Annotated in this window: 12 protein-coding genes; all 12 read right to left on the bottom strand. The window is 47.8% G+C overall.

Annotated elements, in window-relative coordinates; translation table 11 throughout:
• Positions 1 to 171 precede the first annotated feature (171 nt).
• The gene (locus A3842_RS08460; protein ID WP_074101076.1) at positions 172 to 921 is read right to left on the bottom strand and encodes a metal ABC transporter ATP-binding protein; all 750 of its coding nucleotides are present in this window, start codon (positions 919 to 921) and stop codon (positions 172 to 174) included.
• A 32-nt stretch (positions 922 to 953) separates the two neighbouring features.
• The gene (locus tag A3842_RS08455; protein ID WP_074101075.1) at positions 954 to 1,928 is read right to left on the bottom strand and encodes a metal ABC transporter solute-binding protein, Zn/Mn family; all 975 of its coding nucleotides are present in this window, start codon (positions 1,926 to 1,928) and stop codon (positions 954 to 956) included.
• A gap of 172 nt (positions 1,929 to 2,100) precedes the next feature.
• Complete coding sequence (metG, locus tag A3842_RS08450; RefSeq protein WP_074101074.1) at positions 2,101 to 4,125, bottom strand: methionine--tRNA ligase; 2,025 nt, start codon at positions 4,123 to 4,125, stop codon at positions 2,101 to 2,103.
• A 440-nt stretch (positions 4,126 to 4,565) separates the two neighbouring features.
• Positions 4,566 to 4,835: a membrane protein insertion efficiency factor YidD gene (yidD, locus tag A3842_RS08445; RefSeq protein WP_074101073.1), complete on the bottom strand. Its 270-nt coding sequence runs from the start codon at positions 4,833 to 4,835 to the stop codon at positions 4,566 to 4,568.
• Position 4,836: 1 nt separating this feature from the next.
• Positions 4,837 to 5,298, bottom strand: a complete 462-nt coding sequence (locus tag A3842_RS08440; RefSeq protein WP_074101108.1) for a Fur family transcriptional regulator — start codon at positions 5,296 to 5,298, stop codon at positions 4,837 to 4,839.
• Between the two features lie 158 nt (positions 5,299 to 5,456).
• Complete coding sequence (locus A3842_RS08435) at positions 5,457 to 7,721, bottom strand: stalk domain-containing protein (RefSeq protein ID WP_074101072.1); 2,265 nt, start codon at positions 7,719 to 7,721, stop codon at positions 5,457 to 5,459.
• Positions 7,722 to 8,040: 319 nt separating this feature from the next.
• Complete coding sequence (locus A3842_RS08430; RefSeq protein WP_074101071.1) at positions 8,041 to 8,832, bottom strand: response regulator transcription factor; 792 nt, start codon at positions 8,830 to 8,832, stop codon at positions 8,041 to 8,043.
• A complete protein-coding gene (locus A3842_RS08425) occupies positions 8,810 to 10,672 on the bottom strand; it encodes a cache domain-containing sensor histidine kinase (protein WP_074101070.1) in 1,863 nt (620 codons plus the stop codon). Before A3842_RS08425 ends, A3842_RS08430 begins: the two co-directional genes overlap by 23 nt.
• 28 nt (positions 10,673 to 10,700) lie before the next feature.
• A complete protein-coding gene (locus tag A3842_RS08420) occupies positions 10,701 to 11,531 on the bottom strand; it encodes a carbohydrate ABC transporter permease (RefSeq protein ID WP_074085315.1) in 831 nt (276 codons plus the stop codon).
• Entirely contained in the window at positions 11,531 to 12,415 is an 885-nt protein-coding gene (locus A3842_RS08415) for a carbohydrate ABC transporter permease (protein ID WP_074085316.1), read from the bottom strand. The genes A3842_RS08420 and A3842_RS08415 overlap by 1 nt, the downstream gene beginning before the upstream one ends.
• Positions 12,416 to 12,517: 102 nt before the next feature.
• Positions 12,518 to 13,921, bottom strand: coding sequence for an extracellular solute-binding protein (locus A3842_RS08410; protein WP_178382316.1), 1,404 nt, complete (start codon positions 13,919 to 13,921; stop codon positions 12,518 to 12,520).
• 249 nt (positions 13,922 to 14,170) lie between these two features.
• On the bottom strand, positions 14,171 to 14,908 hold the full coding sequence (gene pflA / locus A3842_RS08405; protein WP_074085318.1) for a pyruvate formate-lyase-activating protein: 738 nt from the start codon (positions 14,906 to 14,908) through the stop codon (positions 14,171 to 14,173).
• Positions 14,909 to 14,955: the final 47 nt, after the last annotated feature.

Below are 14,955 nucleotides of genomic sequence, written 5' to 3'. Positions count from 1 at the left end.
TATACCCATACGGGATCTAGGTCCGAGTAAAGACTAAGAGCTTCAAGAATAGAGCTTAAAGATTAGAGCTTAAAGATTTGAATTAAAGATTAAGAACGTAAATCCAAAAGACTAGAGCAAAGACCAGGTCGTCCTATGTTGTACTATGGACGACCTGAGCCAAGCAATAGTCTAGGAAAGTGTATGCTGCAGGTTATCTACTGCGCAATCCTGTGCGTCATGAGAGTGACGGCAGTAGAAATTGATTTTGCCGTTTTTTTGCACAGGGTCCTTACCCAGATAATTCTTGATCATGTCTATGTCATGCGACACCATCAGGAATGTCATGTGGTGATGCGCATGCATATGCATAATCAATTCGAAGAATCCGGCCTGAGTTTCGGCGTCAATGCCGACCGTAGGTTCGTCCAGAATCAGCAGATCGGGATGATTGATCAGCGCTCGGGCCAAAAAGACGCGCTGCTGCTGGCCGCCGGACAACTGACCGACTCTTTTCTCCGCGATGTCCTGGATCCGCATCACTTCCAGCGCATCGTCGCATTTCTGCTGCTGCGCCTTGGATATTCTGCGGATCAGGTTTTTGTTATTATATAGTCCGGACAACACAACCTCCCGCACCGTCGCAGGGAACAGAGGATTGAATGCATTCTTCTGCGGCACATAGCCGATCCGTTCCCAATCCTTGAATTTTCTGACCGGCTGTCCGAACAACTTAATTTCACCGCTTGTTGCAGGGAGCAGGCCGACAATCATTTTCAGAAGCGTGGTTTTACCGGCGCCGTTCGAACCAATAATGCCCAGGAAATCCCGTTCCTTCACGGTATAATTGAGGTCTGTAATTACCTTCTGCTCTCCATAGGAAAAGGATAAATCCTGTATTTCGATCATATGCTGATGGCAGTCCAGGGATACCGATTGCATGTGAGTACCGCCTTTCACTTATACTTTCCTTTTTATTGTAAGGCCAGAATGAGATTTTGCAAATTTTTCTCCATCAATGTAAAGTAGTTGTCCCCATTCTTCTCTTGCGCCTCTGTCAGTCCCTCAACCGGATTGAGCACCATCGTGGATACCCCGGCTTCCCCTGCGAGGGTTTTCGCCAGTTTGTCAGACACCAGCTCCTCGAAAAAAATGTAGCGGATGCCCTTCTTCTTCACCAAATCAGCAAGCTTAAGCAAGTCCTGACTTCGCGGCTCTGCATCAGCCGACAGCCCCATTATGGCATGCTGTGTCAAACCGTAGTCACGGGCCAGATAAGCAAAGGCCTGATGGGAAACCACAATCTCATGATTGGGCAGCTTCGTCAGCTCCAAGGTGAATTTACGATCCAGCGTCTCTAAACGTTCGGCAAGCTTGTTATAACGTTCTTCATAACCATCCTTATGTGAGGGGTCCACGGACTGAAGACTTTCTTTTATATTCTTAGCCATAATCAGCGCTGACTTCGGACTTACCCAAGTATGAGGGTCAGTATGCAGAGTATCCGTACTTACTTCTCCCCCTGCTTCACCTTCTCCTCCATGATCATGCCCGTCTTCCTCATCGGACATAATATAATCAACACCCTTGCTGACCTGGGTTGCTTGGACCTTGCTGTCACTATCCAGACTCTTGAGGAAATTTGGCACCCAGCCTTCCAGCCCGGCACCATTATACAGGAAGAGCTGAGCTTTGGAGGTATTGATAATATCCTGGCTGCGCGGTGTCCAATCATGCGGCTCTACGCCCACTGGCAGCAGGTTGATGGCATTAATATCATCCCCGCCAATCTCACTGGCAAATTCATATATGGGATAAAAAGTAGTAATCACATTCACTTTACCTTTGACGATACTTCCGCTGCTCTTCGGACCACAAGCTGCAAGCAGCAAAAATACCAGCAAAGTCAGCGTAAGCAGCACGCCCCTGTGCAGGCTCTTGAATAACATTTGATTGATCGACTCCTCAAATCGTAAATTTTACTATTTGAATTATAATAGTAATCGTTACGATAAGTCAATAAGTTCACTACGATCATATCCATAAAAAAGGAACACCCGCCGGTACTCGCGGCAGGTGTTCCTTGATTCAAACCATAAATTCAGGCTGGATCAGTTCAGCCTATTTCACAATCGCGCCGTTCGGCATACTGTCCGGTACAGTAGCAATGGTCAGCTGATCGCCCTTGGAGGCTGCCAGGATCATGCCTTGAGACAGCTCACCCCGCAGTTTCACCGGCTTCAGGTTAACGATACAGATTACCTTGCGTCCCACCAGTTCCTCCGGTGTATAGAACTTGGCAATGCCGGAGACGACCTGGCGCTGCTCATACCCGAGATCCAGTTGCAGCTTCAGAAGTTTGTCCGCCTTCTTAACCGGCTCAGCGGCAATAACCTGCGCCACACGCAGTTCAGCTTTGGCGAAATCATCAATACCGATTTCTTCCTTGTGCTCCTCTTCCGGCTCATCCGCTACAGCTGAAACAGCTCCCGCATCAGCAACAGGGGCAGCTTCTGCTTCTGCCGGTTTGCCTGAGCCCATCGCCTCGGCGATGTAGGCCACTTCCTGTGCCACATCCAGACGCGGGAAAATGGGATCACCCTTGGCCAGCTTGGTTCCGGCTGGAATAAGTCCAAAGGATTTGCCGCTGTCCCAGGTCGTCAGCTCGCCCTTATCAATGCCTAGCTGCTGCCAGATCTTGGCCGGTGCTTCCGTCAGGAACGGCTGCAGCAGGATCGAAGCTGTGCGCAGTCCTTCCACTAGATGTCTCATCACGGAAGCCAGCTCGCCGTTTCTGCTCTCATCCTTCGCGAGCACCCAGGGCTGGGTCTCGTCGATGTATTTATTCGTCCGGCTGATGAACGCCCCAATGGCTGTAAGCGCCACGGAAAACTCCATTTTTTCCATAGCTTCTTCCACTTTGGCATAAGTGCTCTGCGCCGCAGCTTCAAGCTCACCATCAAACGCCGTCACATTGCCTGCATAGGCTGGAAGCACACCAGCGAAATACTTCTCCACCATTGCTCCCGTGCGGTTCAGCAGGTTGCCAAGGTCATTCGCCAGGTCATAATTGACGCGGTCGACGAAGCTCTCTGGAGTAAACGTGCCATCCGATCCGAACGGAACCTCACGCAGCAGGTAGTAGCGCAGTGCGTCCAGACCGTAGCGGTCGATCAGCGTCACAGGGTCCACCACATTGCCCTTGGATTTGGACATTTTACCGTCCTTCATCAGCAGCCAGCCATGCGCAAATACCTTTTTCGGCAGCGGCTCGCCGAGCGCCATCAGAATGATTGGCCAATAGATCGTATGGAAACGCACAATTTCCTTACTCATGATATGAACATCCGCCGGCCAGAATTGATCATACAAACTGCGGTCCTCGGAGCCATATCCCAGAGCTGTTATATAATTCGTAAGCGCATCTATCCATACATAGACCACATGCTTTTCGTCGCCTTTGACCTTAACGCCCCAATCAAAAGTGGTACGTGATACGGCAAGATCCTCCAGACCAGGCTTGATAAAATTGTTGATCATCTCATTCTTGCGCGATTCTGGCTGAATAAAATCCGGGTTTTCCTCGTAATACTGCAACAACCGGTCCACATATTTACTCATCCGGAAGAAATAACTTTCTTCCTTGACCAGTTCAACGGGATGTCCGCTGTCCGGACTTTTGCCTCCAGTGATATTTCCTTCCGCATCACGCTCGATATCCACCAGTTGAGTCTCAGTGTAAAAAGTCTCGTCCGAGATGCAGTACCAGCCCTCGTATTCCCCTTTGTAAATATCACCCTGCTTCAGCAGCCGGTCAAAAATATCCGCCACTACTTTTTTATGGCGTTCTTCAGTTGTACGGATGAAATCATCATTCGAGATGTCTAGCTTGCGCCACAGGTCTTTGATGCCAGCAACGATCCCGTCAACGAACTCCTGAGGTGTCTTGCCGGCCTTTGCAGCCTTCTCTTCAATCTTCTGTCCATGCTCATCCGTACCGGTCAGGTAACGTACCGCATAGCCGCGCAGCCGCTTGTAGCGCGCCATTACATCTCCGGCCACTGTCGAATATGCATGACCGATATGCAGCTTGTCACTCGGATAATAGATCGGGGTTGTCAGATAAAATGTTTTCTTGTCGCTCATTTCTTGTCATCCTTTCGTCTTGGCAAGTGGAAACGGCTTTGCCGTCCTATTCAGGACGGGATCCGCTTCAGTGAGAAATATAAGAATTTATATCGTAAAACATATAAATCCTTATATTTCAAACACAAAAAACTCCCGCCCCAATATGGGGCGAGAGGATTACTCACGCGATACCACCCAAAATTCCCCGGCTCCTTGCAGAGCACAGGCTTCGCCAGTTCCCGAAGTGGGAACTGTCCATTAACGCTGGAACACGCCGTGACCTAACGCAGCCTTCTAACACGGCCTGCCGCTCGCCCACAGTTCCTCCCGGACCATCTTCAACCTTCTTACCATACCGGCTTTCAGCACATTCCCGGCTCTCTGTCATGGTTGTCCCGATTTACTTATCCGTTCCTTGGAATTCATCGTATTATCCAAAATATACCCATGCCTGGCCACTATGTCAAGTTGCCTTTGCCGATTCTCCCCCCCGGTGGGGGTTCTTCCCGTGGAGGCACAGGATCAAGTCCTCCCGGATGGAAGGGATGACATCTGGCAATCCGCTTAGCTGCCAGCCACGAGCCCTTCACCGGACCATGGACTTCAATAGCTTCCAATGCATAGGCTGAGCAGGTAGGATAGAAGCGGCAGGTTGCCGGTTTGATCGGTGAGATGAACTTGCGGTACACACGGATTGGTGCCTGGATCGTCTTGCGTCCTATATCCATGTCAGCGGCCTTCTTTGCCATGAGCCGCAAGGGCAATCTCTTCTTCACGGTTCTGTTCACAATCCTTGCAGTATCCGAACACCTCAAATTTATGCTTGACCACCCGGAATTGGTCAGGTGTATCCGTTAGATTCATCGGGCAGAAATTGATCGGGTAAGTCTTCATGCATTGAAGGCAAATCATATGGTGATGGTGATGATCCTGATTGCAGCTGCCCTTGAACTTGACACCCTCCTCAAACACCACCTGCTCCAGTACCCCAAGCTCCTCCATGATCCGCAGATTGCGGTACACCGTATCGAAGCTGAGCCCGCTGTATTTACGGCCCATATGCTCATATACATCCTTCGCGGATAAATATCCCGTATTCTCGCCGAATAGCTTGGCAAGCGTTTTACGCTGATCGGTGATTCGCAGTCCCTGCCCCGACATGGCTTCCAGTATTTGATCTGTCGACAGCATTTGCTCATCTCCCATAACATGTTCTTTGTTTTGCACTCTCTTAATAATGCCCCAAAACAAAAGCCCCGTCAATAAAGCCTCGCGGCTCCTGCAGCAAAAGGCCTGTCAGCCGTTCCCATATGGGAATGCTGACAGGCCTTTTGACGAAACTGCCTGATTTATTTTTTGGCCAGAATGGGTGTAAAGACCAGGTTTACCGGAAGATTGCTGCCGGAAGCCACCGAGAATACGATATCCACCGGACCTGTATATTCGCCGGATCGATAGAGCACAGCGTTCATGTCGGAGCTGGATAAGTTCCCTTTGTTCGGCAGATTAATAATCGATCCGTTGACCATTATAGACCCCAGATAATTGCCTCCGCGCGGATTGAATGTAATCAGTGTATTCTTGGCGACACTCTCGAGTCTGATTTTGTATAGAACCCCGAAGTTGCCTGAGTTCGAAGCGGCTGTTCCGCTCATCGGATCAACACCGACCAGATTCAGGTCTTTGCTGTTATCACCAAGCACAAGCTTCGACTGTGTGGCGCCAACCTCATCGAAGACACTGATTATACGTGTAGACTCATCGTAGGTTCCCCGGTTGTGTACACCATCACGGTCCAGAAGGGGCAGAGTTGGCAACAATGCCACCGGATCTTTAGTCTGCTCAACCATTACAACGTTATACTGCACTGCCAAATCACTGGACAGGTCAGCACTTAGTGAGAGCACTTCACCAGGTTTCATGGCGACTTTACTGATATCCGTCATGATAGGCATACTTTGCCCCGGTTGAAGAGTAATCGTTCCATAACTTGAGTTGTTAAGCATGGATTGGTAATACTTTTGGATCGAAATTTTACCTGTGTATTCCGGTGATGTGGCCGGACCCGCAATTCCCAAATATTGGGTAGTAATTGTAGTTGGGTACAAGTTGTTGTTCGTTGCGATTACATACAGCTTCTGTCTAGTGGACATATTGTTCATGTGGTGAACCAGGAAACGGGTTAATCCAACCGATGTTTCGCGGTACAGCACACCCTCCGAATTGACCGTTTCCGGGCTGTTGCTGCGAATCAGCTTATATCCCTCGGAAGACAAATTGTACTGCAGGTTTGGCAATCCTGGAATCGAACCGCCGTCCATCGAGATAATATCACCAGGAACTGTGAACAATTTGGCTACTTCATCCTGGGTATACAACTGCTCACTTGTAATATTAATGGTTTTCTCGAACGTACTGCTCAGTCCGTGTTTGTCAGTTACTTTGAGCTGGATCGAAACAGGTCCCGGATTAAAAAAGGCCAGTGCGCGGTTCGTCCACTCAACCGTCAGTTCTTCACCTTCAGGATCATAACTCAGGTCGGTAAGGGTCACCGGCTCACCCATTTTGTATTCCTCTTTATCGGAAGTGAAATTGGCAACAGGCGGCTGGTTCGGCTGGAGGACTTGAAAGGTCACTGAATAAGGATCACTCGTCTGTCCGGAAGCGTCCGTTACCGAATAGGTTACCGTATAAAATCCCGGCTGATCATAAATATCCATTTTGTTGCCGCCCCACTGTTCAGTTACAATTGCAGTGCCATTGGGCGATGAATTCTTGGTTACATAATTCACAGTCGTTTGTCCGGCGTAAATTACAGTCGGCTGTACAGTAAAAGAAGCCGTAGGCTTCATGTTCAGTGATAGAATGACACGTTTCCCCACGTTATCAACACTATAAGGGATGGATAGAGCACCTGTAATCGAGGTCAAAGGAATCATGAATGTTCCCTTGAACTGGTAGGCAGGCCCTTTCATAGGCACCTTGTTGCCATTTACCGTATAGATCTTGCTGTCTGTTTTAAAACGCATGATGCTGTCGCCTTTGGTTACAATAACTTCCTTTGTTTTTGTATCATAGGTATATTTTACGCCAACCATTTCCACCATGGCACGAATCGATACATAGGATACGCCATACTTAACTGCCATTGGCTGATTGGCCAAATACGGGGTGCCATTCTTATACATTTTATTACTGTTCATCATAAGAATGAGTTGGTTCGCTCCAGCAGTCGGGATAATTTGTCCCCCTGTGGTCCCACTTGGTGTGATCGTGCCAGGTGTAGCTGTAGGTATTGCTGATTGTGCGGGTACGGGTGTGGCTGAAGGCACTACCGTTGCAGCAGGAATGGCTGATGCAGAAGGCATCGCTGATGGTGTCGATATTGGTGTTGGTGTCGCTGTTGGTGTTGCTGTCCCCGGTGAAACCAGCGGAGGCAGTGGGTCAGTAGCAGCAGGCTCTGGCGCCATCACAGGAGTAGGGGTAGCCTCGGCTGCTTGAACTACTGTTCCAGTTGTAGTGGTGGTGCTTACAGGGACGGCAAACGCCGGCACTGCCGCTGCAACCTGCGATATAGCCAGGACTGCAACTAACGAAATTTTTTTCAAATTCATGGTATGACTCCTTCTGCTCCTATTAGTAGTATATAAGGAAAGTAAATCTCTCTCTGCAATCCTTATAATCCCTGCAAAAACGCAATCGTCCGTAAGGGACGAGACTGTGATTTTTGCCACGTTCATTTACAAAACATAGTATTAGACGCAGGAGTCCTTAAAAAGTTTCATTAAATGTAAAGAAAAGATTAAAAATTATTACCATTTATTATCACCAGAACCCCATTGTCATTCTAACAGGCTTCACTTTGCACTACAAAAAAGAGACGCTAACCTTGTGGACAAGGTCGTCGCCTCTTCAGGTGTATCAATCCTATGCTTACCGAGTCTCCGGCATTCGATGCTGGTCCCGGTATTCCTTGGGGGTCATTCCTGTCTGTTTCTGGAACACTTTTGTAAAATAACGGCGCTCCTGATAACCTACCCCTGCGCTGATCGCAGTAATGCTCTTGTCACTGCTTGCCAGCATGAACTTCGCTGCTTCCATACGCTGTTGCGTTACATACTCCACAAAGGTCATGGCAAAGCGGTTCTTGAACAGAAGACAAAAATAACTGCTGCTGATGCCAATTCTATTCGCCACTTCCTCAATACCCAGATCATAATTCAGCCGCTCCGAAATATATTGGGCAGCTAGATTCATCAGCTGTTCCGGTGTTTTTTTGGCAGAATCCTCTGCCGGAGGTTGCTCCTGAAACAGCGGAATACTGTTGTACAGCTTATCCTTGTATTGTTTGCTGCGGATTCGCGTGCCCATTTCCCGCACCTTGTTGCCCAGCTCTTCATAATGAATCGGCTTGCAGATATACTCCTTCACCCCAAGCCGGATGGCTTCCCGCGCATAATCAAATTCCTGATAACCGCTTAGCAGTAGAACCTCGCTGTCCAGTCCCATCTCGCGCAGCTTGCCGATGAACGTTAATCCATCCATGACGGGCATACGGATGTCGCAGAGTACAAGGTCCGGGGCTTGTTCCTCAGCAATGCGGAGCGCCTCCATTCCACTGCGGGCCATTCCGGTGATCTCCATCCCCATTTCCTGCCATGGCAGCACACGACGCAGATTGCCAAGTATAGGGGCTTCATCGTCAACCAATAATACCTTTAGCATAATGATCTTCTCCCTGCCCGTATTTTGGGATGACGCATTGGATGATGGTACCTTCTCCCGGACTTGCGCAGATAAATATCCCATATCTGTCTCCATATTCAATACGGATACGGTCAGCTACACTGCGTACACCAAGCCCGCGCCGCTCCAGATGAATGCCATGCTCCGGCTTGTTCCCGGTGATGGATTCGGCAGCCTCTCCTGATTCACTCACCATATACTGGAACAAGGAGAGCTGGGCTGAACTCATCCCAATTCCGTTATCCTTAATCTGCAGAATCAGATTCCCCCGCTCTTCCCAGCCTTTTACACTAACCATCCCCTTGTATTCGATCCCTTCGAACCCGTGCTGGATGCTGTTTTCGACAAGCGGCTGCAGGGTAAGCTTGAGGACGCCACAGCCTAACAGCTCCTGGGGAATATCAATTTCATAATCGAAGATATCCTCAAAGCGGAATTTCTGAATATCCAAATAATTGCGCAGGTGCGTGACTTCCTCATCCAGTGTAATTTCATCCCTGTCCTGAATGCTGATGCGAAGGATACTGGCCAGCCTGTAGACCATCTCGCTGACCTTCCGGCCTTCATTCTGAACAGCGAGCACATTGATGGATTCCAGCGTATTGAACAGAAAATGTGGCTTGATCTGTGCCTGAAGTACCCGCATTTCAGCCTGATTTTTCCGATGCTGCTCCACATGCACCCTATTGAATAAACTATTAATTTTATCCATCAGATCATTGAAGCCACGCGCAAGCAGTGTCATTTCATCGCTGCCCTTCTCCTCCACACGTGTAGTGAGATCTCCATCCTCTACCCGCCGCATAAACCGGACTATAACAGCAATACCGCCCGTAATCCGGTTCATGAAAAACAGATTAAAAATGACTGCACCCAGCAGGCACAAGAAGATTACAACCACAAACCATCGGGCGAACACTGTTACTTCTCGGGACAGAGAATCCCAGGAGGTAATGGAGACAAGACTCCAGGGATAATCCTTAAGATGATAGACCGAGAGTATGCTTTTCTCCCCATCGAACTCTGTTCTGAAGCTTTGAAAGCCTTTTTGAAAAGCGAAGTTCTTCGCTGTAAAGGAATGGAAATCCTGGCCATCCAGCTTGCGGTCCGGATCAAACAGAATCATGCCATCATCGTTCACAAGCATAAAGGAAACTTTCTGGTCACTATCCCCGATTTTGAGATTGCGGAAGATCGATTCGAACTCCCAATTCTTGATCTGCACCACCAGAATACCGATATTCTGAAAAAAGCTTAGTTCCTTCACCAGCCGGATCTGCGTAAATACAGGCTCCGTTCCGGTCAGTTCCGGATATTCGTGAGGTGCAATCCATTTGGGCACTCCGTTCAGCTTCATGACCTCCTGATACAGCTCACTTCCCTTGAACTTGTCATAGGGGAGTGTACGGAAATTCTCCTTGTTGAAGATCGAGACAATCTCCGAGCTGCCTTTCCCGTTAAAATTGTAGAGAAAAGCATAGCTGATCGATGGATGATTGTACAAAAGACTGCGGAAGTTGCGCTGGCTGGCATTCAGGCTAAGCTGCTCGGCATCGGTCAAATCCTGTGTGGACGGGTCCTCTGCACTAAGTGCCATATGAAATACCGAGGTGGCAATTCCGTTATCAGTAACGTTGTCCATGTCCTTGAAGACACTGGATATGCTGTAGCTGATGGCTTTGAGCGAATACTCGGATTGCTGGCTGTACTTCTTCTCAATTGAATTATAAGTCACAAAAAACATAATCATGCCAAGAATAAACAGAGGAATGATAATCAGGCCCAAAAACGCCGTAAATAACTTATAGCGCAAATTCATCGGCTAGTGCCCCTGACTGTGAATAGGATTATCCTTTTACGCTGCCCGCTGTAACCCCTTCAATAATCTTCTCCTGCAAAATGGCGTAAATAATTACGACCGGCAGCACACTGTAGACAATGCCTGCGGACATCTGCGCATAGTTCATCTGATACTGATCACGGAATTGGACCATCCCCACCGGAAGTGTGCGCAGCTCGTCATTCGAAAGAAAATAGTTGGCCAGCAAAAACTCATTCCAATTTCCCAGGAAATTAACAATGAATACTGTAACCATGGCGGGAACCGTCAAAGGTACAATAATTCTAGCAAAGATACCCGGGGCCTTCAAGCCGTCCATAACAGCAGCTTCCTCTATTTCACTGGGCAAAGAGCGCATAAATGCCGCCAAAATAATAATCGTGAATGGAATCGCGTTGGCGATATAGGGAATAATCAGTGCCCAGTGGGTGTTCAGAATATGGAGCTTGCGTACAATCGTATAAATCGGCAGCATCAGCGCATTATTCGGAATCAGCATCCCTATCAGCACCAGCGAGAACAGGATTTGGTTCCACTTGCCCTGACGCATCCGCGTAACCGCAAAAGCGAACATGGAAGCCAGCAGAATAGATACTACAGATGACAATATAGAAATGTATAAGCTGTTAAAAAAGTACGTGCTGATCTTGGCATTTACCCAAGCCTCGACATAATTGTTAAACACAAACTCCTTTGGAATTCCAAAAGGATTCAGCGCTATGGCATTATTATCCTTCTTCACCGAAGAGAATAATACAAACAGAAACGGAAACAAAACAACTACAAGATAACCCAGCAATGCGATATGAGGTATGCTCTTTTTCAAGGTTCGCGCCATTAGTATTCAATCCTTTCATTACGCCGGGCGAACAGCAGCTGATAAAGTGCTGTAACCACAAGCGTGAACATAAAGATCAGAACGGCTATGGCGTTCCCGTACCCATATTTGAAGTTAGTGATGGCATATTTGATCATGTAGGTAGCCATTACCTCGGTTGAACCTGCCGGTCCGCCTTTCGTCATAACGATGACGATATCCGCTGCCTTCATGGCCCCCGCAATGGATAGCATGATAACAACAGAAATGATCGGAACGATTAAAGGCAAGGTTATGCGTGTAGCCCGCTGGAAGCCCGTTGCACCGTCTATCGCCGCGGCCTCATCCAGTTCTCCCGGAATGGATAGAATCGCTGCCAGCACCATTACAATGTAGAATCCGGTCCACTGCCAAGCATTGGTGATCAGTATGGACAGCATGGCGAACCGTTCATCCGACAGCCAGTATAATGGTTCAATTCCGATAACCCCCAGCAATTTGTTGAACAGCCCGATATTGGGCTCATAGATGAACCCCCACAGGATACCAATAACCGCCGTAGACATAATGGAAGGCATAAACACTGCCGTCTTGTAGAGTCCCTTCAGCTTTTTGACATTGGCAATTAGCAGGGAGAACAGAATAATGAGGGGAACCTGAATGAATACAGAAAACAAAATAAACCAGCCGTTGTTTTTGACAGATACCCAGAAGCGCTCATCGCCCAGGGCTTTTTCAAAATTACTCATTCCTGTGTACTTTACGGTGTCTGAAACGCCGTTCCAGCTGGTAAGGCTGTAGTAAAGGGAGCTGAATATCGGATAAATGAAGAACATTAAAAACAAAATTAACGCAGGTAAAATAAACAAGGTGAACACCAGCGGATTTTTGAGTGATTTATTCATGATTTTCCTCCGATTGCATGAGAATCAAGGAGCTCTGTGCCTTATACTTTTATAAAAATGCACCCTGGAGCAAGCACCAGGGCACATCCTGTTCACCGAACCTTATTCGACTGCTGCATTGGCTTCCTCTTGAATTTTTTGCAGAGCCTCGCCCATTTTCTCAGGTGTTGTCTGACCGCCGATCAGCTTTTGAATTTGAATATTGCTGATTTCCGTAGTGACATCTGCCTGTACCAGAGAGTCGAAGGCCGGGAATGAGGACTCGGAGTTATTCAGAACAGCTACAATTTCACTCATTAGATCATCCGTGATATTTTTAGTTAACACTGCCTGATCAATCTTCATGGCCGGCAGTACACCGTCTTCAACCAATCCACGCAGCTGCATTTCCTCATTGTACATATTTTTGATGAAAGACTTCACTGCTGCCAGCTGCCGTTCGTCCTTAGCCGCAGAAGCAGAAAAGCCATAACCGTTATTCACATCACGCATCAATGCTGTCTGATCGCCAACTCCACCTTCCACAGCTGGAATATTGAAGAAGCCAACCTTACCAATCAAGCCTTCACCGGATTGCCCTGCCTTGAATACGGAGGATTTCCATGTACCATCGTACATCAGAATCGCTTCACCACTGGTGAACTGGGTAGTGTATTCAGCATATTCGAAACCAAGCTCGCCTTTTTTGAAATAGCCTTTATCTTCCCATTCCTTATACTTGGCAAAACCCTTAACTACATTGGGATCACTCCATTTGGCTTCACCGGTAGCGAACTTAGCCGTAACATCCGGTCCTGCATACCGCGACCAGAGATGGTTCGCAAGCATTAGTGGAACCCAACCCGCTTTGGAAGCACCCGCCAGCGGTACTTTTCCGTCGGCTTTGATGGCAGCCAGCTGCTGTTCTAATTCAGCGAAAGTTGTAGGAGCCTTCCAGCCCTTACTCGCATAGTATTCTTTATTATAGAAGAAGCCTTCGCCGGAGCCGCCGATCGGCAGCCCGTATATCTTACCTTCGTACGTAAATGGATCGAGATTCGAGAATTTATCTTTGATACCCAGTTCTTCTAGAATCGGTGTGAGATCGAGCAATTTACCTTCTTTGGCATATATTTTAGAGTCAGGACTGCCGAAGAGATCAAAAATCTCAGGCGGATTCCCCGCCGCCATTTCACCCCGCAGCTTCTCCTTGCGGTTCACATCAGAGTCCACACCATCCAGCTTAAAAGTGAGACCCGGCACTTCTGCCTGTACTTTTCCTACAACATCCTCCAAGATAGCCAAGCGTTTCTGTTTGTCGGCACCTACTTGCGTATGACGAATGGTCATTTCAAAAGGTTCGCTGCTGGCCGGTTTCTCGGTAGCAGGTGACTCCGTAGCATTCGCAGCATTCGTTGCTGCCGCCTCACCTTGGTTACCAGCGGAATTGTTGTTGTTACCGCAGCCCGCCATGATCGCAGAGCTTACAAACAGCAGAGACAATAGCAATGTTACACTTTTCTTCATTATGGGTGACCCTCCCTATGTTGATTTCCCTTACATTTCTTATTATAGAAAACAAGGTTTGGAACCGTAAGGTTAAGATTCATCCACTCCAGGGATAAAATTCTCTAATGTAAGCGAAACCATTTTTATCATCTACCAAACAACGTTATGTAAACTGACTTATTGAGTGAACATTCCCAAGTCCATTCTACACAAAAAAGCCACCCAACAGTAATTACACTATTGGATCGGCTTTGGTGTGGCGAATGATTATACTAATGCGGTTTGCTTGCGGCCTTCTTCAATTAACCGGTAGGCACGCTGAACTTCTTCTTCCGTTGGTGAAGGCACTCCCTCAAGCTCATAAGGTCTTCCAAGTACTTCCCATTTATAGATACCCATTTGATGATAGGGGAGAATTTCGAATTTTTCGACACCATTCAATGTTCCAATGAAGCGTCCCAAATTGATTAAGTCTTCTTCACGGTCATGAATACCCGGCACATACACATGGCGGATCCACATCTTACGGTCATGGTCAGACAGCCAACGAGCCAGCTTCAGGGTACGTTCATTGGACTTACCGGTAAGTTTGATATGTGCTTCATCATCAATGTGCTTCAGATCAAGCAAGACAAGATCCGTTTGTTCAAGCAGATCATTAATCTTATCACCTTCATTGTAACCGTTAGTATCAAGTGTAGTATGCAAATTCCAGCGCTTCTTCACTTCGGTGAACAGCTGTTTCACAAAATGCGCCTGTAAAGTCGGTTCGCCACCCGAGACGGTCAAACCGCCGCCGGAGGAGCGGTAATAATTCAGGTAAGGCTCAATTTCAGCCAGTACCTCATCAATACTCATTTCTCTGCCTTCATTCAAACCCCATGTGTCGGGATTATGGCAGTATTGGCATTTCAAGAGGCAGCCCTGCATGAACAAGACAAAACGAATACCTGGCCCGTCAACGGTTCCAAAGGTTTCTAAGGAGTGTATATGTCCATTAGCCATATGATGTCATCCTTTCGAAAATTTAAAATTTTAATCAATCTTAAACA

It is taken from the genome of Paenibacillus sp. P3E (assembly GCF_001909045.1).
In the GTDB taxonomy this organism is placed as follows: Bacteria; Bacillota; Bacilli; order Paenibacillales; family Paenibacillaceae; genus Paenibacillus_AQ; species Paenibacillus_AQ helianthi.
Note: the sequence above shows the minus strand (reverse complement) of the source record. Positions and strands in the feature narration are given on the sequence as shown.

Coding starts and splice junctions, on each gene's coding strand:
- A3842_RS08460 (WP_074101076.1), bottom strand. CDS start 921: ATGCAATCGGTATCCCTGGACTGCCATCAGCATATGATCGAAATACAG.
- A3842_RS08455 (WP_074101075.1), bottom strand. CDS start 1,928: ATGTTATTCAAGAGCCTGCACAGGGGCGTGCTGCTTACGCTGACTTTG.
- metG (WP_074101074.1), bottom strand. CDS start 4,125: ATGAGCGACAAGAAAACATTTTATCTGACAACCCCGATCTATTATCCG.
- yidD (WP_074101073.1), bottom strand. CDS start 4,835: ATGGATATAGGACGCAAGACGATCCAGGCACCAATCCGTGTGTACCGC.
- A3842_RS08440 (WP_074101108.1), bottom strand. CDS start 5,298: ATGCTGTCGACAGATCAAATACTGGAAGCCATGTCGGGGCAGGGACTG.
- A3842_RS08435 (WP_074101072.1), bottom strand. CDS start 7,721: ATGAATTTGAAAAAAATTTCGTTAGTTGCAGTCCTGGCTATATCGCAG.
- A3842_RS08430 (WP_074101071.1), bottom strand. CDS start 8,832: ATGCTAAAGGTATTATTGGTTGACGATGAAGCCCCTATACTTGGCAAT.
- A3842_RS08425 (WP_074101070.1), bottom strand. CDS start 10,672: ATGAATTTGCGCTATAAGTTATTTACGGCGTTTTTGGGCCTGATTATC.
- A3842_RS08420 (WP_074085315.1), bottom strand. CDS start 11,531: ATGGCGCGAACCTTGAAAAAGAGCATACCTCATATCGCATTGCTGGGT.
- A3842_RS08415 (WP_074085316.1), bottom strand. CDS start 12,415: ATGAATAAATCACTCAAAAATCCGCTGGTGTTCACCTTGTTTATTTTA.
- A3842_RS08410 (WP_178382316.1), bottom strand. CDS start 13,921: ATGAAGAAAAGTGTAACATTGCTATTGTCTCTGCTGTTTGTAAGCTCT.
- pflA (WP_074085318.1), bottom strand. CDS start 14,908: ATGGCTAATGGACATATACACTCCTTAGAAACCTTTGGAACCGTTGAC.